This window comes from Bacteroidia bacterium (assembly GCA_037045145.1).
GTDB lineage: Bacteria > Bacteroidota > Bacteroidia > AKYH767-A > OLB10 > OLB10.
The window spans coordinates 1,494,988-1,515,531 of the sequence record JBAOIA010000011.1; the positions used below are offsets into that span (position 1 = coordinate 1,494,988).

Sequence of the window (20,544 nt, forward strand, 5' to 3'; positions counted from 1 at the left end):
TTGAGGAACTACAAAATTTTTAATCATTCTTTCTTTTACTATCGGTTGGGCTCATATCCGCCACAGGCGGACGTTGGTTCGAATCCAGCCCCCGCTACAAAGAGAAAGGCCGTATCGAAAGATTCGGTTCTTTTGTTTTGAGGAACTACAAAATTTTTAATCATTCTTTCTTTTATTATCGGTTGGGCTCTTATCCGCCATAGGCGGACGTTGGTTCGAATCCAGCCCCCGCTACAAAGAGAAAGGCCGGATCGGAAGATTCGGTTCTTTTGTTTTGAGGAACTACAAAATTTTTAATCATTCTTTCTTTTACTATCGGTTGGGCTCATATCCACCACAGGCGGACGTTGGTTCGAATCCAGCCCCCGCTACAAAGAGAAAGGCCGGATCGGAAGATTCGGTTTTTTTATTTCAGTTAAGTTATGTTCACAGTTTACGTTTTATACTCCTCAAAATTCAATAAACACTACACTGGGTTTAGTTCTGATTTTGAAAAGCGTTTAAACAGCCATAACGAACTCGGAAAAAAAGATTGGACTACGCGTTATAGACCCTGGGCAATCATTCTGAAAGAAGAGTACAAAACTAAACCGGAAGCTATGGCTAGGGAGAAATGGCTTAAATCAGGCGTTGGGAGAATTTTTATTAATTCACTCCATCACTGATTCGTTGGGCTCTTATCCGCCACAGGCGGACGTTGGTTCGAATCCAGCCCCCGCTTTTTGTTTTTAGATGTATGTTTTAACAGGATATTATTATCAGTTACCTGATGTCACATGAGCTTTTTTAGTAATAAGGTGTATTCCGGAAAGAAGAATTAATTCCTGAAAGTCTTTATATTTGTAAACATCTAAAAGTAAGTGCTGATGTTGCATCTGATAAATATTAAACATCGTATTGTCATTAAAGAATATACTTTGCTGTTTTTCAGAGTGGGTATTTCAGTTTTAATGATTTATGGGCATGGATATGGCAAATTACTGAAATTGTTTAGTGGAGAAGATATTCAATTTGCTGATCCGATTGGGCTAGGCGTTAAAGCGTCATTTTATCTCGTAGTTTTTGCAGAAGTGCTTTGCTCTGTTTTAATAATGTTTGGCCTGAAAACACGGTTGGCTGCAATGGTTTTGGTTGTCAATATGTTTGTTGCTGCGGTTGAAATGTTTACAAAGAATAATTTTCCGGAATTAGCATTAATGTATTTGCTGAGCTATTTGTTGATTCTGATTTTTGGTGCCGGAAAATTCAGTGTTGATTATACTTTGAATAAGAAAACTAAACGTAAGCATTAATTTACGCTTTAAAAACAAACCTATACTTTGCCAATCAGTGCAAGGTAGGTGAATACAAATGGAATTGAAATAAAAAGCCCATCAAAGCGATCGAGCATGCCACCATGTCCGGGAAGAATATTTCCTGAGTCTTTGATGTTGAGACTTCGTTTGAGCATACTCTCAATTAAGTCTCCAAAAGTTCCGGTAATTACAATAAGTAAACTAACAATCAACCATTCTGACAAAACAAGCTGAGTAAAAAACAATGAATTAATATAACCCAAAAGCAATGCAGCAAGGCAACCTCCAATACTTCCTTCCCAGGTTTTTTTAGGAGAATGTCTTTCGAAAAGTTTATGCTTGCCAAAGGTCATTCCGGCCAGATAAGCACCAGTGTCGCTTGCCCAAAGAATAAGAAAATAGCCAATAATAATTCCGCTATGATAGCCTGTGTTTTCACCCGGTAGAAATGCCATAGAGTTAAACAATGCAAGCGGTAAGGTGAGATAAGCTACACCCAAAATAGTGTATGCTATGCTTTCAAAAGGTTTTTCAGATTTTAGATAAAGCTCAAAAATGAAAATAAGAAAGAGCATAGGAATGTTTATGAACAATAACTGCGCAGATGCCGTCCCCGAAGCTACCAATGCGCTGGTAGCATATAATATTACACTTAAAACGATACCGGAAAAAATTCGTGGCGTCAGGTCGTTTCGAATAAATAGCTTATAAAATTCAATGATGCTTAACAGGTTGATGACCATGAAAAGTATCATGAATGTGTAAGGACTGAATTCAATGGCAGCAATCATTACTGCTACAAATACAGCACCTGTAAATGCTCTTGTCCAAAAGTTGCTCAAAGTTCGTTGTCTTTTATGATAAACCTTGCAAGTACTTCCAGTTTATCGAGTACATAAATTTCAATATTGCCAATTAATCCCGGATAACTTGAATCATTTTTGTTGATTACCATACTTTCAATATCATGCTCTTCTAATACAGCACGCACAATTTCAACTTTGTGTGGTTGTGTGGTGGTATATACCTTGACCCATTCTGCCGGTTTGTCCATATTCAGTTAGCGCATCATATTAAGCTGTTGTTCTAATGATTTAATTTTTTGTTCGGCATCCGATTTCTTTTTCTCTTCACTGGCAATTACCTCAGGCTTGGCTTTACTTACAAAGTTGACGTTACCTAATTTTTTCATTACTGTGTCAAGAAAACCTTTGTTGTAAGCAATTTCTTTTTCTATCCGGATTCGTTCTGCTGCAGTATCAATATTCTGATCAAATGGAATGGCATATTCATGTGTGCCTGCCATAAAAGAAAACGCTTTATTAAAATTATTGGTTTTTTCAATGCTGCTGACATTGGCTAATTTAAGTATGATGTCATCAAAAGTGGATTGATGCTTTTCAGTTGTCAGCAATTGCAATGCAGTTTTGGGAGAAATTCCTTTTTCGTTTCTAAAAGTTCTTAAAGTAGAGATAATATTTTGAACATGTGACATGCCTTGTAATAAAACATTGTCAGGTGAGGTTTGCTTTGGCCATGTACTTACAATAATGCAATCTCTGCCACCTCTGTTTTTAAGTTCATGCCATAATTCTTCTGTAATAAAAGGCATAAATGGATGAAGTATCCGTAGCAGGTTTTCAAAAACAGCTATGGTGCTATTATAAGTTTCTGTATCTATTGCCACACTACCATAAGCTGGTTTAATCATTTCTAAATACCATGCACAGAAATCATCCCAAAACAACTTGTATTTAATCATGAGTACTTCACTGATTCGCATTTTGTCATAACTGTCGTTGATGAGTGCTAATTGTTCATTGAGTTTTGATTTTATCCAGGCTGTTGCTATCTTACCTGTTTCAGATTGATGAATTGATGCATCAGGCTGCCAATTTTTTATCAGACGGAATGCATTCCACATTTTGTTGGCAAAATTACGTCCTTGTTCACAGTATGATTCATCAAATAATAAATCGTTTCCGGCAGGTGATGAAAGTAACATGCCTACACGAACTCCATCAGCGCCATATTTTTCTATTAACTCAAGGGGGTCAGGAGAATTACCTAAGGACTTACTCATCTTTCTGCCTAATTTATCCCGCACAATACCGGTAAGATAAACACGCTCAAATGGAATGTCATTACGATATTCTAATCCAGCAATAATCATACGTGCCACCCAAAAGAAAAGTATTTCGGGTGCTGTCACTAAATCATTGGTAGGGTAGTAGTAGTTGATGTCTTTGTTTGTTGGGTCTTTAAATCCGTCAAAAACACTGATAGGCCACAACCATGATGAAAACCAAGTGTCCAGAACATCATCATCCTGATGTATATCTTGTAGTGAAAATGTTTTCCCTGCTTCTTTAAACTTCGCCAATGCCTCCTGAGAAGTTTTGGCAACAACAAAATTTCCTTCATTATCATACCATGCTGGTATGCGTTGTCCCCACCAAAGTTGTCTTGATATACACCAGTCTTTAACATTCTCCATCCAATAGCGATAGGTGCTGATAAATTTATCAGGAATAAGTTTGATGTTTCCATCTACAACGGCATTTAATGCAGGCTTACTGATTTCCGGCATATTCACAAACCACTGTAAACTCAAGCGAGGTTCTATAACGGCATCAGTACGTTCGCTGTAGCCAACTTTGTTTTTATAATCTTCCGTTTTAATTAGATGACCGCTAGCTTCAAGGTCTTTTGCAATTTTCTTTCTTACCACAAATCTGTCTTCGCCAACATAATGTCCTGCTGCTTCACTCATCTTGCCATCAGGGGTTAATGTGTCAATGACTTCAAGCTTATGTTTTAATCCAAGGTTATAGTCGTTGATATCGTGTGCAGGTGTTACCTTAAGTGCGCCTGTTCCAAATTCCTTGTCAATATAGTCGTCAAAAATAATAGGCACTCTTCGGTTAACTATAGGAATGATACAGAATTTTCCCTTTAAATGAGCATAACGTTCATCATCAGGATGCACACAAACAGCAGTGTCGCCTAAAATTGTTTCCGGACGTACAGTTGCAATAGTAATCCATTCATCAGCAGTGCCATCAATTTTATATCTTACATAATAAAGTTTAGAGTTTACATCTTTATGTATTACCTCTTCGTCACTTACGGCAGTCAATCCTGCAGGGTCCCAGTTTACCATGCGTAGTCCACGATAAATATAACCTTTGTTATAGAGGTCTATGAATACATCAATTACAGCTTCACTTAAATCATCCTCCATTGTAAATCGTGTGCGATCCCAATCGCAACTACAACCTAATTTTTTTAATTGCTCAAGAATTATTCCACCGTATTTTTCTTTCCACTCCCAAGCATATTTTAAAAACTCTTCACGTGTAAGGTCAGATTTTTTAATACCTCTTTCGCGCAACATTTGCACTACCTTAGCTTCTGTGGCGATTGAAGCATGATCTGTGCCCGGAACCCAACAGGCATTTTTGCCTAACATTCTTGCCCTGCGAATAAGTACATCCTGAATAGTGTTATTGAGCATGTGCCCCATGTGCAATACTCCGGTTACATTCGGTGGAGGAATTACAATTGTATAAGGTTCTCTTTCATCCGGTGTGGAACTGAAAAAATTTTCATTCATCCAATGCGCATACCATTTAGATTCGGTTTCCTGTGGGTTATATATTTTTGATAATTCTGACATGTGTTTTAAAAAGTATGAATGCAAAAATAAGAAATTAGCTATGTGCCAAACGAACAAAGCCTGCTATAAAGGCAGGCTTTGAAAAATAAACGATTTTTCTTTCTATAATCAGCTATCAATGTTATTCACCACCGCCAATTCTTTTTTGTTCCTGCTCACTGCCACTACTGCGCTGTTTGGTGTTTTTCATTTGATTATTGCCAAAACGCCATGTAAACGACACCCTGAGTTGTTGGCTTTCCCAATTTCCCCATGCACGGCTCACAATGCCTGCATAGGTGTTGTAGCTGTCCCATGGAGCTGTATGCAATAGGTCAGTATATGAAATTTTTAATGTTGCCTGATCTTTTAATAATTTCTTCTGTAGGCCGACATCTAACGATCCTTGCGCCTTGGTCTTGTACGACCCACCCCAAACGCCTCCTGAGTTATACCATCCGGATAGTTCAAAAGTAAATTTATAGGGGAGTTTAAAGGTATGCTGTCCATATAAATTAAATGAGGTAAATTGTGCATTAATGGTTTTGTTGCCACCATAATCTGCTTTGTATTTTTGATTATCTACACTTGCATTAAAATAAATACTATACCACTTTAATGGCTGTAATGATGCACTTATACTGACACTCAGAACGTCTTCTGTTGCCAGATTTCGAGGCATTAAGAAGCTTTTTCCATCGGAAAGTGTGTCAGTAATCTGTGCAAAAAAATCTTTTGTATGGCTGTACCCGGCAGATGTGGTAATCATGTATTTATAAGTATGTGTAAGCTCTATTTTATTCGAATATTGCGGGTCCAAAAAAGGGTTTCCTTTTCTAAAGCTTAATTCATCAAGTTTGTATTCAAATGGGTTTAGTTCCTGATAATTTGGTCTGTCAATTCGTGAACTATAAATTAATCCGGCTGAATTGTTCTTGTTGATATTATAGGTGATGCCTGCACTTGGAAAAAAGTCTGTATAACTTCGTTTCACATCCTTATCATTAGCAATGGCAGATGTTCTTAATTTACCATTACTGTTTGTGTTCTCCATTCTGATTCCTACTTGCACATCAATTTTATTGAATGTACGTTGCCAGTTTAAATATAAGGCATTCACGTTTTCGGTGTAATCAAATTTGTTGCTTCGTGAAGAATCTAGTGAAGCAATACCACCTTCAATATTGTAAAAGTTAAACGTGTTTACCGTGTTTACCAAGGCAACTTTATATCCCGCGCCTATTTTGCCTTTGAAAAGTGATTGCGTATAATCTGATTTTAAAGTAAAAATATTAATAGTTGTTGGTGTGTTTGACTTGTAATATGTCGCAGACAGTGGTGTTGTTCCATCGGGCAATGTGTATTCATTGGGCTGATAGGTGTTTCTGGTTCCGTTGTAATAGCCATAGTCAAAATCTGTTGTCAACTCTTTTCCTATTGTATCTTTGTAGTGATGATTAACGTTGCCATAAAAGTTATTATTTATGGAGTTGTATCGCTGATTGGAATTAAGAATACTGTCGGTTACGCCTGAATAATAATTACTGATGTAGTTTTTGTTTTTCTGATTTCCGGTAATATCACTATAGTTACCATTAATCATAATTCCAAAACTGTTTTTTGAATTCATTTGATAATCAACACCGGCTTTATAATTATGACTCAAACCTCCACGTTTTGATTTTGATGATTGATTGAAAGTATAAGGGTTTTGTTCACGATATAGATAAAATTCGTTTTTTCTGTCACCCCAGTTATTACTATAAGTCGAATAAATATTAAACTTTTTTGTTCTGTTGTTGACAGAAAGTGAGGTATTGTATTTAGAATATGTTCCAACGGCATAGCCAGCAGTTATACTTCCATTAGTGCCATAGTTTTTGTTTTTCTTAAGCTTAATATTGATGATACCTGCTGTGCCTTGTGCATCATATTTTGATGATGGGTTTGTAATAATTTCAATACTTTCCACATCAGTACTTTGTATAGAACGAAGATAGTCTGCAAGTTCGCTTTCAGTCATTCTTATCTCACGACCATCAATCTGAACCATCACACCACCACGACCTTTTAAAATAATGTTATCGTTATTGTCCACAACAACACCTGGTGCTTTTTGAAGTAATTCAAGTGCAGTGCTGCCGGTTGAGTTAATACTGTTTTCTACATTAAATACAGTTTTATCGGCTTTAACTTCAATTAAAGGTTTAAATGCAGTGATGGTTGCCTGTTTAAGATTTGTTGACGATGACGATAGTTTTATTGTATGAAAATCTTTGTTTTCTCCTTCTGTAAATTCAAATTCCGGACTTAAATAATTGTTAAAGCCGAGAAACGAGGTTTTCAAAAAATAGATACCCGGTTTTATCTGATCAAAAATTACTTTCCCCGAAACATCTGCTACGGCAACCTTACTAAGCGTTGAATCTTTTATTAGCCTTAGTTCTGCAATGGCTCCTGTTAGCGGCTCGTTTTTATTGTCTGTGATTTTAGCCTGAATAGTTTGACTTATTGCAGATTGTGTCAGCAGGGTTAATCCTGCCAAAATACTTAAAATATATTTCATTGTTTGTGTGTTATGGTTGCGGCAAAAATATATTGTTACTAATAACTGTTGTTTAGTTTTCTAATGAAGTTGAATTTTTTCTTAATTGTAAATAATCGAGATAATAAAGCACTTTAATTGAAAAAGTTTGAACATGTGGATTTTTAAAAACATAGTCAAGATTTTTAGTGAAAGATGCAGTTTCTAATTTGCCATCAGTGCCATTGTCAAAAATATTTTTGTATGAAAAAGTTAATGTACTTCCGGGAGCAAATCGCCAGGAAAAAAGCAAATCAGCATTAAAAAAATTATAACTGCCATCAAATTCATTGTTATAGACATCAGCAGTAGTGGATAGTCCGCCATCATCCTGGAGTAAAAAATATTTCCTGTAAGCGTAATTAAACCAATAGTGTCTGGCGACAATAGAAAGCGACAGATCATTTTTAAATATATATCGTGCTGCAAGACTGTTTATATAGATATGGGTTCTTCTTAATCCAAAAAGATAAATATTTGGATCAGTTTCACTTGTAAATCCAAAATTGTAAGGATCAAAATTATATTCGGATGAAGCATTTAACGTTAGTTTGTCATTGATGCGATAGCGCAAGGTTGCATCAATATTTCCACCTTCTGAAAGATAGGTTTTGATAAAGTTACTGATATTTATTTCCATATCTAATGCTAATGCCCTTCGGTAATCTGTACTTATTCCTATATAAGCAAACCAGTATTTTAAAGCATTAACATATCTTCCATTCAAGCGCGGATCATATTCGCGCCCGACTAAAGGTGAAGATCCACCGCCACCATAAATTGCATTGTATGATTTAAAAAGAATGAAAAGATTTGTTTGTAAAGACATTTCTTTCAAATAACCGGTTTTGTAATGCTGATAATAATTTAAATCAAAGCGCCAATTACCTTCCTGTACAGAACCATAAGGTTTAAATCGGAAAAAAGTAAGATTAGCATTTGAATTAATTCTGTTTGGTGTCACATAGTAACCAAAGTCTGTTGGATCATAGGTGGAATTAACTCCAACTTGCGAGAGCCCCCATCGGATAGTGCCACTTGTTTTTTTTATAGATAGATAGTGTCTTAACCCATCAACTCTTTTATCTGAATTTATACCTTCCGGATCGGTAATAAATTTAAGACTGTAATCAAGCCCACCACTTAAACTATAGGTGTTTTTTTTATTTACTAATTTAAATCCACCTCCTGTAACATTCGAATCATTGAACTTTTTTGTTCTTGTTACATTGGTGTTGATGAGATAAACCGAAGAGTTGCTTTTCCATTGTTTGTCTGCAACCAGTACATTATAATTTGCAAGTGGTTCGGTAAGAATTTTTTCCGTGAGTCCGGTATTTTTATCTTTAATTGTTGCATAGGTATTGTTAGTTATGGCATTAAAAAATCCAATACCAATTCCCTCATTGGTTCGTCCGGAAAGTTTGGTTGCATTAATCAGTTTCGATTCTGTTGGATTTGACTTAATATCACTCTCATCATATTTATCTATCACGTCATAATATCTGGATGGTGTTTGACCTATTCTTCTGCTGTAAAAAAGATTGTCTCTCGAAAAAATATCAGTACCTTCTTTAAAGAAGGGACGGTTTTCATCATAGTTTATTTCTTCATAACTAAGTGTTTTCCTTTTGTTGTCCGACTGTACTTGTCCAAAATCCGGAAGTAGGGTCATGTCCAAAGTAAAACGCTCATCTAGTCCATACTTTATATCTGCACCACCACGGTAGCTGTAAGTTTGATTTGCTTTAGAACCTGAAACCGGTTCGTGTTCGTATGCTACACTAATATATGGTGTTAACGAAAGTCTGAGTGGAGGTTTAATGTTTTCAATACCATCGAGCACACCCCAATAATTTTGAGCATTGGAGGCTGTTGATGGTGTAAGGCTCCATTGTTGAAATTCTCTATTTCGTCTAATGTTTCTGGTTATCTGAAAAGCCCATTCCTGAACAGGTTTTGAAGGAAAACGTATTGCTGAATAGGGAATTTTAATTTCAACACACCAGCCTTTATCAGAAATTTTTACGGCACTTTCCCAAACAGCATCAAACAAAAAGTCACTGTAGCGACTGTCGGCCTGAATGCCTGAAGCATATACCCCAAAATCATAAGCATCTTGCCGTGTATTGTAGGGGTCAAAAACAAATCGGAAATAATCTGCATTGATGTCGGTAAAACCATTGTTGCTGGAAGGATCCGCTCCATCCCGAAGTCCTAATTCTTTTAAAATACTGTCGGGTGCTGTGTCAAAAAGCATAGCGCCTACATAAATTGCAGTGTTGTCATATACAATACGAACTTCTGTTTTTTGTGTCGGAACACTGCCTTCAATCGGACGGTTCATAACAAAATCGCTGAATGAAATGGTGTTTGTCCAGGCCGATTCTGTTAGCTGACCATCAATTTTTATAGGTTCAAAAATGCGCGTTGCTTTATAATGTTTAAGGCTATCTGAGGCGTTGGTAACACCTGAAAAAAATACAATTAGAATAAAAATATTAATAACCTTGTGCAACATTAGGGAGTAATTAGCGGCAAAACTATAACTACACACAAAGGTTCGAGTTAATTAAAAGTTAATCAGCGTTAAAGATGTTAATATTAATTTGTACTACAAAAACTGCAGCCTTGTTTTTTCAATTCAGAACAGTAGATTTGCCTCATAAGTTTTGAATGTGAAAGTTAGTCTTACAGCTCGTATATTTATCGGCATGTTACTGGCAATTTTGCTGGGACATTGGTATAATATCACACACACAGCTGCCGAACTTGAAGTTTTTGCTTCCAGGATAAGCATTTTGAGTGATATTTTTCTTCGCTTGATAAAGATGATAATTGCGCCACTGGTTTTTGCAACATTGGTGGTTGGAGTTGCTAAAGTGGGCGATTTTAAGAGCGTTGGCCGAATTGGCCTGAAGACAATATTGTATTTTCAGTTTGCAACAATACTTGCACTTCTACTCGGATTACTCTTAGTTAACTTTTTTGAACCAGGTAAAATCATGAGTCTGCAAATACCTGCACAGTCAGCAGCTACGGGTGTTTCTGCAAAAGGTCTCAATGCGAAGGATTTTATTACCCATGTTATTCCGAAAAGTATTGTGGAGGCAATGGCAAATAATGATATTTTGCCAATTGTAGTATTTGCTTTGTTTTTTGGGCTAGCTGCCGCATCTGTTGGTGAGAAAGCTAAAATGGTTATCAATGCAATGGATGCGGTTTCGCATATCATGTTTAAAGTAACAAATTTTGTAATGAAGTTTGCTCCTTATGGTGTCTTCGGAGCAGTGGCTGCAGTAGTGGCCCAACAGGGACTCAGTGTAATTTCCGGCTATCTATATTTAATAGCTACTTTTTATGGAGGACTACTTTTCTTTGGATTGGTTATTTTAGGATTGATTTGTTATTTTTTAAAAATCCCGTTTTTAAAACTTTTACAACATATTCGTGAGCCAATCATGCTGGCCTTTTCAACAGCAAGTTCTGAATCGGCATTTCCTAAAACTATTGAGGCATTGGAAAAATATGGTTGTAGTAATCGTATCATAAGTTTTGTATTACCCTTAGGCTATTCTTTCAATCTTGATGGTAGTATCATGTATATGGCTTTTGCTACTCAGTTTATTGCGCAGGCCTACGGAATGGATTTGAATATTCAACAACAAATAATGATGTTGCTGATGCTACTTGTAACCAGTAAAGGAATGGCTGGTGTGCCCAGAGCAAGCATGGTTGTTATTGCCGGAATGCTCGAGTCATTTAATATTCCTGAAGCGGGATTATTATTGATTTTGGGAGTTGATCAGATATTAGATATGGGTAGGTCAGCAACCAATGTAGTGGGCAATGCAGTGGCTACGGCAGTTGTGTCTAAGTGGGAGAAAGAGTTGTAACGTTCATACTTTTTTCACAGCGTAAGTCTAACTTTGGCGCATTGTTTGTCGTTAAAGAGTAAAATAATTTAATTTTACACCTCAAATAAATTAAATCAAAATATGAAGAAGTTATTTTTAGCAGCTATGGTTTTGTGTGCAGCCACTCTGGTTAATGCACAAGACGATTCAAAAGCAGCACCTAAACCAACAGCAACACCGGCAGTCAGCCCCAATGCAGCCGACATTAGTTTCGAAAATGAAACACATGACTTTGGTACTATCCCTTACAATGGTAATGGAACCTTTGAATTTAAATTCACTAACACCGGAAAAGAACCCTTAGTTATATCTAATGCTAAAGGCAGCTGTGGCTGTACAGTTCCCTCTTGGCCAAAAGAACCAATTTTGAAAGGCCATTCCGGAGTAATCAACGTTCATTATGATACTAAGCGCCCTGGCCCATTTACAAAAACTGTAACCGTATCGTCTAATGGTAAAACTGGCGAAAAAGTTCTGACTATTAAAGGTAATGTAGAAACAAAAGAGCAAACAGAAAGTGGCACTCCGGTAAAGAAAGATAATACAATGGCTCCTAAAGAGACCACCACAAGCCCATTTGGTAATTAATCACATAAATAAATTTTAAATACACAAATCAATAATCAAATTTCAAAAAATGAAAAAAACAATTCTTCTTTCAGCATTAGCTATTGGTATGGCAACTGCTACATTTGCACAAGAGAAAGCAGTAGCTGTTCAGGCTGCTCCAGCTGAAAATAAAAATCAGGCTGACTTTAAATTTGAAACTTTAGAGTACAACTACGGTACTATTAAACAAGGTGATAAGGTGAATTACACATTTAACTTTGTTAACACCGGCAAAGAGCCCTTAATCATTACCAATGCACAAGGGTCATGTGGCTGTACTGTTCCTGAGTGGCCAAAAGAGCCAATTAAAAAGGGCGAAGCAGGCAAAATTCATGTTACTTTCAATTCAGCAGGTAAAATGGGTCTTCAGGATAAAACCATCACTATCACTTCTAATGCAAAAACCAGTCCTGTGGTTTTACATATAAAAGGAAATATTGAGGCTGCTCCTACTCAGGAAGCACCAAAGAATTAATTAAGGTTAAAAGATTAATTATAATTTTGCAGGGACGATTAGATTTAATCGTCCCTTATTTTTTTTGTATGTAATTAATATAAAAAACAGCATGCCATCTATTTCAGAAAAAGGCAAACACATGCCGCCTTCGCCAATCAGAAAATTGGTGCCTTATGCCGATCAAGCCAAAGCAGAAGGTAAAAAAATTTATCACCTCAATATTGGTCAGCCTGATATAGAATCCCCAAAGGTGATGCTTGATGCAATAAGAAATATTGACCTGAAGGTTATTGAGTACAGCCATTCTGCCGGTATAGAATCGTACAGAAGAAAGTTGATTTCTTATTATAAGAAGTATAATATCAATATCAATTTTGAGGACATTATAATTACTACAGGTGGTTCAGAAGCCATAGAAATTGCTATGATGACTTGCCTTAACGAAGGTGATGAGATTATTATTCCTGAGCCGTTTTATGCCAATTATAACGGTTTTTCTACCCAGGCTGGAGTTACAGTTGTTCCTGTTTTTTCATCTATAAGAAACGGATTTGCACTTCCTCCACATGATGAGTTCGAAAAGGTCATTACACCACGTACAAAGGCCATTATGATTTGCAACCCAAGTAATCCAACAGGTCACTTGTATTCAAAAGAAGAGCTGGAAAGTTTACGTGACCTTGCTTTGAAACATGATTTGTATCTTTTTGCAGACGAAGTTTATAGGGAATTTTGTTATGATAACAACAGTTATTTCTCAATCATGCATCTTGAAGGGCTAAATGAGAATATAATTTTGTTAGATTCCATAAGTAAACGTTATAGTGCCTGCGGTGCACGAATTGGTGCCATGATTTCAAAGAATAAAAAAGTCATGAGTACTGCAATGAAGTTTGCGCAAGCCAGATTAAGCCCGCCTACGTTTGGGCAAATAGCAGCAGAAGCAGCAATAGATACGCCTCAGGAATATTTTGATAATGTAAAGGCAGAGTATGTGGCAAGAAGAAATTTTGTTGTGGAGCAATTGAATAGTATGCCGGGTGTGTATTGTGCCAAACCAAGTGGCGCGTTTTATTGTATGGCTGAATTGCCGATTGATGATTCAGATACTTTTTGCCAGTGGTTGCTCGAAAAGTTTTCATATCAGGGGCAGACCGTAATGTTGGCACCTGCTACTGGTTTTTACAGCCATGCCGAGCTGGGAAAAAAAGAAGTTAGAATAGCCTATGTACTTAATCTGGACGATTTGAAAAATGCTATGATATGTTTAAAAGAGGCGTTAAAAATTTATCCAGGCAGAGTAGAAAATATTTTAAATAATACAATAATTAGTCAGGGCTGACACATGTGATATTGTTCTGATGTAATCAAATGCAAAAACACTGTATTAAAACGGAAGAGTTTTAGCGGAAGTCATAATTGACTTAATAAGTGTCTTATAGATTCATACGAGAATTTCATAGCGGCATTTACTTCTTCTTTTGTCATCCATTTAACTTCAGTGATGTTTTCCTCTGTTTGTGGCAAGAGCGTTGTTGCAGATGATGCTATCATTTTAAACCAATAAGTTCTCTTTAAAATATACTCTCCATCGTGTTGATAAATATGATAGGTGTCTGGTAGCGGCTTAATAATTTCAAGATTACAAACACCAGTCTCCTCACATACTTCACGCGTAGCTGTAGATTCAGGCAATTCTCCATCTTCCATTTTTCCTTTAGGTAAATCCCATTTGCCTAACCTATGGATAAGAAGCATCTTTTTTTCATGATTATAAACTACTCCGCCTGCAGCAAAAATGTTTGTAAACATTTTTGAAAATTCCCTCACGCCTGTTTCGATATTGTCGCACAACAGAGCAATTTCTTTACTCTTCAAATCTGAAAGAATTTCACTAAGGGTATCTTTGTTGATACTGTTTTCGAATTTTATAACATCACCTGAAAAATTATGGGCATTGTTGACGAATTGAAAAATTTTATTGCCTGCAAATATTTTAATCACGTTCGATTTTTTATTTTAAAAAATAACCATTAGGTTTGTGCTGAATGAAAGATGACACAGCTTCAAATATAGCGGAATTTTTATTGCAGATAAAAGCAATAAAGCTTCAGCCTGACGAGCCTTTTACATGGGCATCGGGGTGGAAGTCGCCAATATATTGCGATAACAGAGTTGCTTTGTCAAATCCAAGAATCAGAACGTATATTCGTCAGGAACTGGTTAAAGCAATTGAGCGAAATTATGGACGCCCTGATGCTATAGCAGCAGTTGCTACCGGTGCAATTGCACAAGGTGCTTTGGTTTCAGAAAGCATGGGGCTGCCATTTATATATGTCAGACCTGAGCCTAAGCAGCATGGTGCCAAAAATCAAATTGAGGGCGATATATCCCAGATTCATTCTGTAGTAGTTGTTGAAGACCTTATTTCAACAGGCAAGAGTAGTCTCAATGCAGTTTTGGCACTGCGTAACAGTGGAATTATTGTAAAAGGAATGGTTTCCATTTTTAATTATGGTTTTGATGTTGCGAAAGAGAGTTTTAAAAACGCACAATGCCCTTTGTATTCTTTAAGCAATTATGATGTGATGATTACAAAAGCATTACAGTCAAATTATATCAACGACAGCCAGTTAGAATCATTAAAGGATTGGAGAGAGCATCCTGATAATTGGAATAAATAATAAATGCATGACAAGAATTGAAAGTGATGAGTGGGTAATTGACAAACCGGAAAATGAAGTGTTTGAGTTTTTAAGTAATTGTAACAACCTGCAACAATTAATGCCGGAACAAGTAACAAACTGGCAAAGTACTGCTGATGAATGTAGTTTTACAATTGCAGGTATGGCAAGTCTGGGAATGGAAATCAAAGAAAGAAATCCGGGTCAGAATATTCGTGTTGAACGAAAAGGAAAAGCGCCTTTCGATTTTGTGATGGACTATCAGATGCAATCTGTTGACGCTGGAAAAACAAAACTAAAAATTTCTTTTGATGCAGATTTGAACCCTATGTTGAAGATGATGGCAGAAAAACCATTGCGTAATTTTCTTAATACGCTTGCAGGGAATTATAAAAATTTGAATCAGTAATTTTCTAAAAAAACTTAATTTGTGATACGCAATATTGTGCCATCATAAAAAGTAGCATACTGAACCAATGCATGTGTTGCAGGACCTTGTGAAATGCTTCCATCATAAATCATAAACTTTGAACCACAACAACTGTCATGTAATGTAAAGTTATCGCTCATTACAGTTACACCCTCACAACTGCTTTCTGCATCATAGGTGCAGGCACGTTCGTAGGCAACAAACTCGTTAATGCTTCGCCTGTAAATAATAATTCCCTTGTACCCTGCAGGATAATAAATGTAATTGCCTACTGCATTCAATTGGACTAATTGTGGGTCGTTTGCATAAAAAACCACATTTACATAGGCATAGGGAACTATGCCGTTTTCCTTTTTGCGGCAACCGGAAAACAAAAAAATCAGTGTTGAAATTAGAATTATATTCTTTAAACGCATTACTTTTGAAGTTAAACATCCAAAATTACAACATAATTGTTTTACTATCGTTAAAACTGAAGTTTAGATAAAATGAAAAAGTTTCTGAAAAGATTTCTGATGTTACTAATGCTTTTGATAAGTACGTCTGTTGTATTTGCACAAAGCAAAGCATCTAAAGCACAACGAAAGGCTGAAAAGAAAAAGGAATTGGAAAAGAAAAAAGTTGCAAGGGCAGAAGAGAAGGCGCGCAAACGCCATATGAGTATTCAAACTAAAGAGGTTCGCAAGCGTATGAAGAAAAATAAAAAGAAATCAGCACGCGAAACTTTCAGACGTGAATAATTTTCTTGTCAACTTACTCTGCTAAGGTTTCATCATACTCGCGTAAATCAACAGGGACAACTGCAGTAACACCAGGCTCATTCATGGTTATTCCATAAATAATATCGGTTGCAGCCATCGTTTTTTTGTTATGCGTGATGATGATGAACTGTGAATCTTTAGAAAATTTCTTGATGATATTATTGAATTTATCAATGTTATTGTCATCGAGTGGTGCATCAACCTCATCGAAGATACAGAACGGTGCAGGTTTTACTAGATACAAACCAAAAAGTAAAGCTGTTGCTGTAAGTGTTCTTTCTCCTCCGGAAAGCTGTTGAATTGAAAGTGGCTTTTTACCCTTAGGCTGTGCAATAATTTCAATATCTGATTCTAAAGGATTGTTGGTGTCTGCCAATATCATGTCACAATTGTCATCTGCAGTAAACAGCGATCTGAAAACATTGATAAAGTTATTGCGAACCTGGTTAAACACTTCACTGAATTTCTCTTTAGCAGAATTGTCAATTTCAGCAATGGTTTGAAGTAATGCATCTTTTGCTTTTTTCAAATCATCCTGCTCTTTTATTATGAAGTCATAACGTTCTTTAATTTCTTTAAACGAATCGAGAGCCATGGGGTTTATCGGTCCGAAGTTTTTCAACTGTCCACTTAGTTTCTCGTTTCTTGATTTTAAGTCTTCTTCATTCCACTCGGGGTTTGCTTCCTGCGAAACAATATCTTCTACTTCAAGCGAAAATTCCACACTCAACCTTTCTTTCAATGAAGTCATTTTCAGATTTACATCGCTCACTTCATTATGTAAAGCATGCATCAGTTCATCTGCTATTTCACGCTTACGTCTGGTCTCACCTATTTGTTTGTCAAACAAATCTATCTTTCCCTTAGCATCAAAATAATTTTTCTCGCTTTCTCCTAAACGACTTTCAAGCAGCACTTTTTCTTCAACTTGTGTTTTTAAGTCAGATTCGGAAGAATTACCTGCCTGTGCTGTATCATTTATTTGTTCGTGGAGTTGTTCAATTTCAGTTTTTATTTTTTCTACAGAAGACTTTAAACTAACTACCTGATTGTTTTTGTAGCCAATTTCACGAACGATATTTTGTACTTTGTTTTGTTGTTGAAGAAAGGTAATATTTTTTTGATTGAATGCATTGGAGGCATCCTGTGAAATTTTTTGTAGCTGACCCGATTGGTTTTGCTTTTCCCTTTGCTGGTCCGTAAGTTTTTGCAGATTTATTTTCATCTCATCAAGCGACATATTGCCAAACTCGGGGGCATTATTTTTCTGTTCTTGTGTCAGCAGAAGTTCTTCTTGTAATTTCTGCAGATTCTTTTCATTGCTCTCGCAATTTGAAGTGATGAAATCTTTTTTACTCAGCAGTGTATTGATGTTCAATACAGCCTTGCTTAATTCGCCTTCTGTAATGGATATTATTTTGTGATTTTCTGAAGCTTGTGTTTTTCCGGCCGATAGCAGTTCTTCCGTTTGTTGCAATTCAATCTTAAATACTTCAGTCTGTTGTTGATGCTGTTGTATTTCTGTAGCTAACTTCTCAAGATGTTTTAGTCTTCCAGTTCGTTTGCCATCATAGCTTCCTACTGAGCCGCCACTAATAGAATAACGCTGTCTGTAAAATTTTCCGTCAGGCGAAAGAATTATTTTTCCTTCAATTTCATTTTGATTTGCCTGTGCAGCAACATCGCTGTTTTGTGCAATATAAACATTTGCCAAAAGATAATTCATCAGCGACTGATAGCGCCCATCATTTTCAATTACGGATGTTGCTACAATGCAACCATCAATTGGATGCGTTGATGCCTGATGATAATTTGTAAAAGCATCTAAAATAAAGAAGTGCGCACGACCTTTGCCTTCAGAATTTAGTTTGTTAAGTCCGTCCCAGGCTTGTTCGTTTGAATAAACAATAAAATGATTCAGGAATGGCTCTAAATAATTTTCTATTGCAATTTTATATTGCTCATCGCAATTAATAATGTCACTTAACAAAGGAATGTCTTTAAAGGAATCACTGTTTTTCTTTAAAAACTTAATTGATTCAGGAAAGCCTTCCATCTTTTCGGATAGATTTCTTGTCAATTGATATTCATTGTTTTTTACTTCATAGTTTCTGCGTTCGTCAGCAAGTTTTTCGCGAAGTTCTTTAACAGAGTTTTCATATTGGGCAATTTCAGAATCCAGTTGCAGATTTAATTGTTTCTTATCATGTGATTCTTTTTCTGCCTGATCTTTCTTTATGGCAAGCAAGGACAATTCACTTTCAAGAGTTTGAAGTGATGTTTTGTCTTTTTCAATCTGTTCACCCAATCGCTTTATTTGATCGTTTAGACTATTGATGCGCGTTTGTCTTACAGCAACAAATGTTTCATGATCATTAACAGATTGCCGAACCTGCAAAATATGAAGATTTAATTGTCGCAGTTCATCAACAGACTGGTCATAGTTTTTGCGCGATGCCTCTAATTCGCTTTTGAGCGATTGTATATTAATTTCTAATTCCTTGGTTTTGGTTTCTTCGTTTGTTCTGTCATTTTCAGATTGTTCAATTTGTTTCTCGATTTCTAAAGCCTGCGTATGCTCGCTGGAACTTTGTTTTTCTAATTGCAGCTTCTTTTCATTCAGGTAATTTAATTTTTCAATACGCCCTTTATGCTCATTCTCATATTTATTAATCAGAAAAAGTTTCTCGTTCAGCAATTTTTGAACATCTCCTAAAACTTGTTGGCGTTCTTCGCTTACAATCTTTATCTCACTTAGTTGTAGCTCTAAATTTTCTAATTGCTGGCCTAAGTTGTTTTTTTCTACAGATTGCTTTTGTTCTTTTTCTTTAAGTTCTTTAATAGTTGAAGTAAATTCACGCATTAAAAACCAGGCTAAAGCGGTCGAAACAACTTTGTATTCTTCCTTTAAACGATAATATTTTTCAGTCTTTTTTGCCTGATATTCCAATTGTTTCAGGCTCTTTTCTATTTCAAAAAGTAAATCGTTGACCCGATTCAGGTCAGCATCTGTTTCTTCTAATTTCTGTAGGGTTTGTTTTTTGCGAATTTTGTATTTGGAGATTCCAGCGGCTTCTTCCAATAACATTTTAATCGTGTTATGACGATCGTTTATTATATCGTCAACCATTTTTAATTCAATAATTGAGTAGGTGTCGCTACCGATGCCTGTATTCAGAAATAAATCGGTAATATCTTTAAGTCGGCATGTAACACCATTCAATAAATATTCACTGTCGCCCGAACGGTAGAGTCTTCTGGTTACACAAACGGTTGTAAATTCAACAGGTAATATTCCTTTGTCATTTACGAAGGTAAGGCTAACTTCTGCAAGGTTTGCAGGCTTACGTGTTTTTGTGCCGTTGAAAATTATGTTTTCCATTTTTTCAGAGCGCAGCATTCTCATTTTTTGTTCGCCCAGCACCCATCGCATGGCATCTACAACATTAGATTTACCAGACCCGTTTGGTCCTACAACAGAGGTAACTCCTTTGTCGAAGTGAATGATTACTCTGTCTCCAAAGCTTTTAAAGCCTTTTATTTCCAGACTGGAAAGACGCATAAAGTGTAAATGATTTTAATTGGTTCTCAAATAAGCCTGCGAAGTTAAAAAAAAGCAAACGTTGACCTATTAAAACTTATTAACGGGCTGTTGGAAATTCTTTTTATACATAATTCAAAATTTAAAAATATATTTGACCTCATGGAATTTAAGATTATCATCTATATCATCATTGGCATTGCCTGGTACGTTATTAATAACTACAAAAAAATTGCTGAAGAAAACAGGAAAAGGGTTTTTAACAAACCTGTTGTTTATCCTACTGCCGACCAAACACAACCTGCACCTGTAAAAGAGAACGTCATCATTAAATCAACTAAAGAAAAACCTGTAATTAAGAAACGAAGTCTTAAACAAAATGTATTACCCCATAAAACCAGAAAACCTATTGCAATTCCGGATATTTCTTCATTGCAAAGTACCACTTTGTCTGCAAATTCAATACAAATTTCCGGAAATGAAGATTTGGAGAAAAAGTATTTCAATGATGTTATTCAAAACCGCGAATTGTTAAAAAAAGCGATTGTTTTTGGCGATTTAATTAACAAACCTTTATGGGCAAAGTATTGAAAATAAAATCGCTGCGC

General features: G+C 36.1%; 18 protein-coding genes. 10 read left to right on the plus strand and 8 right to left on the minus strand.

Annotated elements, in window-relative coordinates; all coding sequences use genetic code 11:
* Window positions 1-422 precede the first annotated feature (422 nt).
* Together V9G42_07495 and V9G42_07500 are read left to right on the plus strand one after the other, a co-directional pair.
* A complete protein-coding gene (locus tag V9G42_07495; GenBank protein ID MEI2759254.1) occupies window positions 423-665 on the plus strand; it encodes a GIY-YIG nuclease family protein in 243 nt (80 codons plus the stop codon).
* A 201-nt stretch (window positions 666-866) separates the two neighbouring features.
* The gene (locus V9G42_07500) at window positions 867-1,292 is read left to right on the plus strand and encodes a DoxX family protein (GenBank protein MEI2759255.1); all 426 of its coding nucleotides are present in this window, start codon (window positions 867-869) and stop codon (window positions 1,290-1,292) included.
* Between the two features lie 20 nt (window positions 1,293-1,312).
* Here V9G42_07500 and V9G42_07505 read toward each other — a convergent pair whose 3' ends face one another.
* From V9G42_07505 to V9G42_07525, 5 genes are all read right to left on the minus strand, one after another.
* On the minus strand, window positions 1,313-2,137 hold the full coding sequence (locus tag V9G42_07505) for a phosphatidate cytidylyltransferase (protein ID MEI2759256.1): 825 nt from the start codon (window positions 2,135-2,137) through the stop codon (window positions 1,313-1,315).
* The gene (locus tag V9G42_07510) at window positions 2,134-2,349 is read right to left on the minus strand and encodes a DUF2007 domain-containing protein (protein MEI2759257.1); all 216 of its coding nucleotides are present in this window, start codon (window positions 2,347-2,349) and stop codon (window positions 2,134-2,136) included. Before V9G42_07510 ends, V9G42_07505 begins: the two co-directional genes overlap by 4 nt.
* 6 nt (window positions 2,350-2,355) lie before the next feature.
* Window positions 2,356-4,974, minus strand: a complete 2,619-nt coding sequence (locus tag V9G42_07515) for a valine--tRNA ligase (protein MEI2759258.1) — start codon at window positions 4,972-4,974, stop codon at window positions 2,356-2,358.
* A gap of 121 nt (window positions 4,975-5,095) precedes the next feature.
* Window positions 5,096-7,519, minus strand: a complete 2,424-nt coding sequence (locus V9G42_07520) for an outer membrane beta-barrel family protein (GenBank protein ID MEI2759259.1) — start codon at window positions 7,517-7,519, stop codon at window positions 5,096-5,098.
* A 52-nt stretch (window positions 7,520-7,571) separates the two neighbouring features.
* The gene (locus V9G42_07525; GenBank protein MEI2759260.1) at window positions 7,572-10,058 is read right to left on the minus strand and encodes a DUF5916 domain-containing protein; all 2,487 of its coding nucleotides are present in this window, start codon (window positions 10,056-10,058) and stop codon (window positions 7,572-7,574) included.
* Between the two features lie 157 nt (window positions 10,059-10,215).
* Between V9G42_07525 and V9G42_07530 the strand changes: the two genes are divergently transcribed.
* The 4 genes from V9G42_07530 to V9G42_07545 all read left to right on the plus strand — a co-directional run bounded on the left by V9G42_07530 (window position 10,216) and on the right by V9G42_07545 (window position 13,862).
* The gene (locus V9G42_07530; GenBank protein MEI2759261.1) at window positions 10,216-11,433 is read left to right on the plus strand and encodes a dicarboxylate/amino acid:cation symporter; all 1,218 of its coding nucleotides are present in this window, start codon (window positions 10,216-10,218) and stop codon (window positions 11,431-11,433) included.
* 102 nt (window positions 11,434-11,535) lie between these two features.
* Complete coding sequence (locus tag V9G42_07535) at window positions 11,536-12,042, plus strand: DUF1573 domain-containing protein (protein MEI2759262.1); 507 nt, start codon at window positions 11,536-11,538, stop codon at window positions 12,040-12,042.
* 49 nt (window positions 12,043-12,091) lie between these two features.
* Window positions 12,092-12,538: a DUF1573 domain-containing protein gene (locus V9G42_07540; GenBank protein MEI2759263.1), complete on the plus strand. Its 447-nt coding sequence runs from the start codon at window positions 12,092-12,094 to the stop codon at window positions 12,536-12,538.
* 91 nt (window positions 12,539-12,629) lie between these two features.
* The gene (locus tag V9G42_07545) at window positions 12,630-13,862 is read left to right on the plus strand and encodes a pyridoxal phosphate-dependent aminotransferase (GenBank protein ID MEI2759264.1); all 1,233 of its coding nucleotides are present in this window, start codon (window positions 12,630-12,632) and stop codon (window positions 13,860-13,862) included.
* A gap of 71 nt (window positions 13,863-13,933) precedes the next feature.
* Here V9G42_07545 and V9G42_07550 read toward each other — a convergent pair whose 3' ends face one another.
* The gene (locus V9G42_07550) at window positions 13,934-14,524 is read right to left on the minus strand and encodes an NUDIX hydrolase (protein ID MEI2759265.1); all 591 of its coding nucleotides are present in this window, start codon (window positions 14,522-14,524) and stop codon (window positions 13,934-13,936) included.
* 44 nt (window positions 14,525-14,568) lie between these two features.
* On the opposite strand from V9G42_07550, the gene pyrE reads away from it, so the two are divergent.
* Window positions 14,569-15,204, plus strand: a complete 636-nt coding sequence (gene pyrE, locus V9G42_07555; GenBank protein MEI2759266.1) for an orotate phosphoribosyltransferase — start codon at window positions 14,569-14,571, stop codon at window positions 15,202-15,204.
* Between the two features lie 7 nt (window positions 15,205-15,211).
* Entirely contained in the window at window positions 15,212-15,613 is a 402-nt protein-coding gene (locus V9G42_07560) for an SRPBCC family protein (GenBank protein ID MEI2759267.1), read from the plus strand.
* Window positions 15,614-15,627: 14 nt separating this feature from the next.
* Here V9G42_07560 and V9G42_07565 read toward each other — a convergent pair whose 3' ends face one another.
* Window positions 15,628-16,050 carry a hypothetical protein gene (locus V9G42_07565; protein ID MEI2759268.1) on the minus strand — a complete coding sequence of 141 codons (423 nt, stop codon included), beginning with the start codon at window positions 16,048-16,050 and terminating at the stop codon, window positions 15,628-15,630.
* Between the two features lie 72 nt (window positions 16,051-16,122).
* Here V9G42_07565 and V9G42_07570 point away from each other — a divergent pair, with 72 nt between their 5' ends.
* Window positions 16,123-16,374 carry a hypothetical protein gene (locus tag V9G42_07570; GenBank protein MEI2759269.1) on the plus strand — a complete coding sequence of 84 codons (252 nt, stop codon included), beginning with the start codon at window positions 16,123-16,125 and terminating at the stop codon, window positions 16,372-16,374.
* Window positions 16,375-16,387: 13 nt separating this feature from the next.
* Here V9G42_07570 and smc read toward each other — a convergent pair whose 3' ends face one another.
* Window positions 16,388-19,957, minus strand: coding sequence for a chromosome segregation protein SMC (smc, locus tag V9G42_07575; GenBank protein MEI2759270.1), 3,570 nt, complete (start codon window positions 19,955-19,957; stop codon window positions 16,388-16,390).
* Window positions 19,958-20,098: 141 nt separating this feature from the next.
* On the opposite strand from smc, the gene V9G42_07580 reads away from it, so the two are divergent.
* Window positions 20,099-20,527 (plus strand): hypothetical protein, encoded by a 429-nt coding sequence (locus V9G42_07580; GenBank protein MEI2759271.1) that lies wholly within the window; start codon window positions 20,099-20,101, stop codon window positions 20,525-20,527.
* Window positions 20,528-20,544 lie beyond the last annotated feature (17 nt).

Excerpts from the sequence above, each read along its gene's own strand:
- V9G42_07510 (MEI2759257.1), bottom strand. The coding sequence starts at position 2,349 with ATGGACAAACCGGCAGAATGGGTCAAGGTATATACCACCACACAACCA.
- V9G42_07570 (MEI2759269.1), top strand. The coding sequence starts at position 16,123 with ATGAAAAAGTTTCTGAAAAGATTTCTGATGTTACTAATGCTTTTGATA.
- V9G42_07520 (MEI2759259.1), bottom strand. The coding sequence starts at position 7,519 with ATGAAATATATTTTAAGTATTTTGGCAGGATTAACCCTGCTGACACAA.
- V9G42_07525 (MEI2759260.1), bottom strand. The coding sequence starts at position 10,058 with ATGTTGCACAAGGTTATTAATATTTTTATTCTAATTGTATTTTTTTCA.
- V9G42_07560 (MEI2759267.1), top strand. The coding sequence starts at position 15,212 with ATGACAAGAATTGAAAGTGATGAGTGGGTAATTGACAAACCGGAAAAT.
- smc (MEI2759270.1), bottom strand. The coding sequence starts at position 19,957 with ATGCGTCTTTCCAGTCTGGAAATAAAAGGCTTTAAAAGCTTTGGAGAC.
- V9G42_07580 (MEI2759271.1), top strand. The coding sequence starts at position 20,099 with ATGGAATTTAAGATTATCATCTATATCATCATTGGCATTGCCTGGTAC.
- V9G42_07540 (MEI2759263.1), top strand. The coding sequence starts at position 12,092 with ATGAAAAAAACAATTCTTCTTTCAGCATTAGCTATTGGTATGGCAACT.
- V9G42_07545 (MEI2759264.1), top strand. The coding sequence starts at position 12,630 with ATGCCATCTATTTCAGAAAAAGGCAAACACATGCCGCCTTCGCCAATC.
- V9G42_07495 (MEI2759254.1), top strand. The coding sequence starts at position 423 with ATGTTCACAGTTTACGTTTTATACTCCTCAAAATTCAATAAACACTAC.
- V9G42_07565 (MEI2759268.1), bottom strand. The coding sequence starts at position 16,050 with ATGCGTTTAAAGAATATAATTCTAATTTCAACACTGATTTTTTTGTTT.
- V9G42_07500 (MEI2759255.1), top strand. The coding sequence starts at position 867 with ATGTTGCATCTGATAAATATTAAACATCGTATTGTCATTAAAGAATAT.
- V9G42_07535 (MEI2759262.1), top strand. The coding sequence starts at position 11,536 with ATGAAGAAGTTATTTTTAGCAGCTATGGTTTTGTGTGCAGCCACTCTG.
- pyrE (MEI2759266.1), top strand. The coding sequence starts at position 14,569 with ATGAAAGATGACACAGCTTCAAATATAGCGGAATTTTTATTGCAGATA.
- V9G42_07515 (MEI2759258.1), bottom strand. The coding sequence starts at position 4,974 with ATGTCAGAATTATCAAAAATATATAACCCACAGGAAACCGAATCTAAA.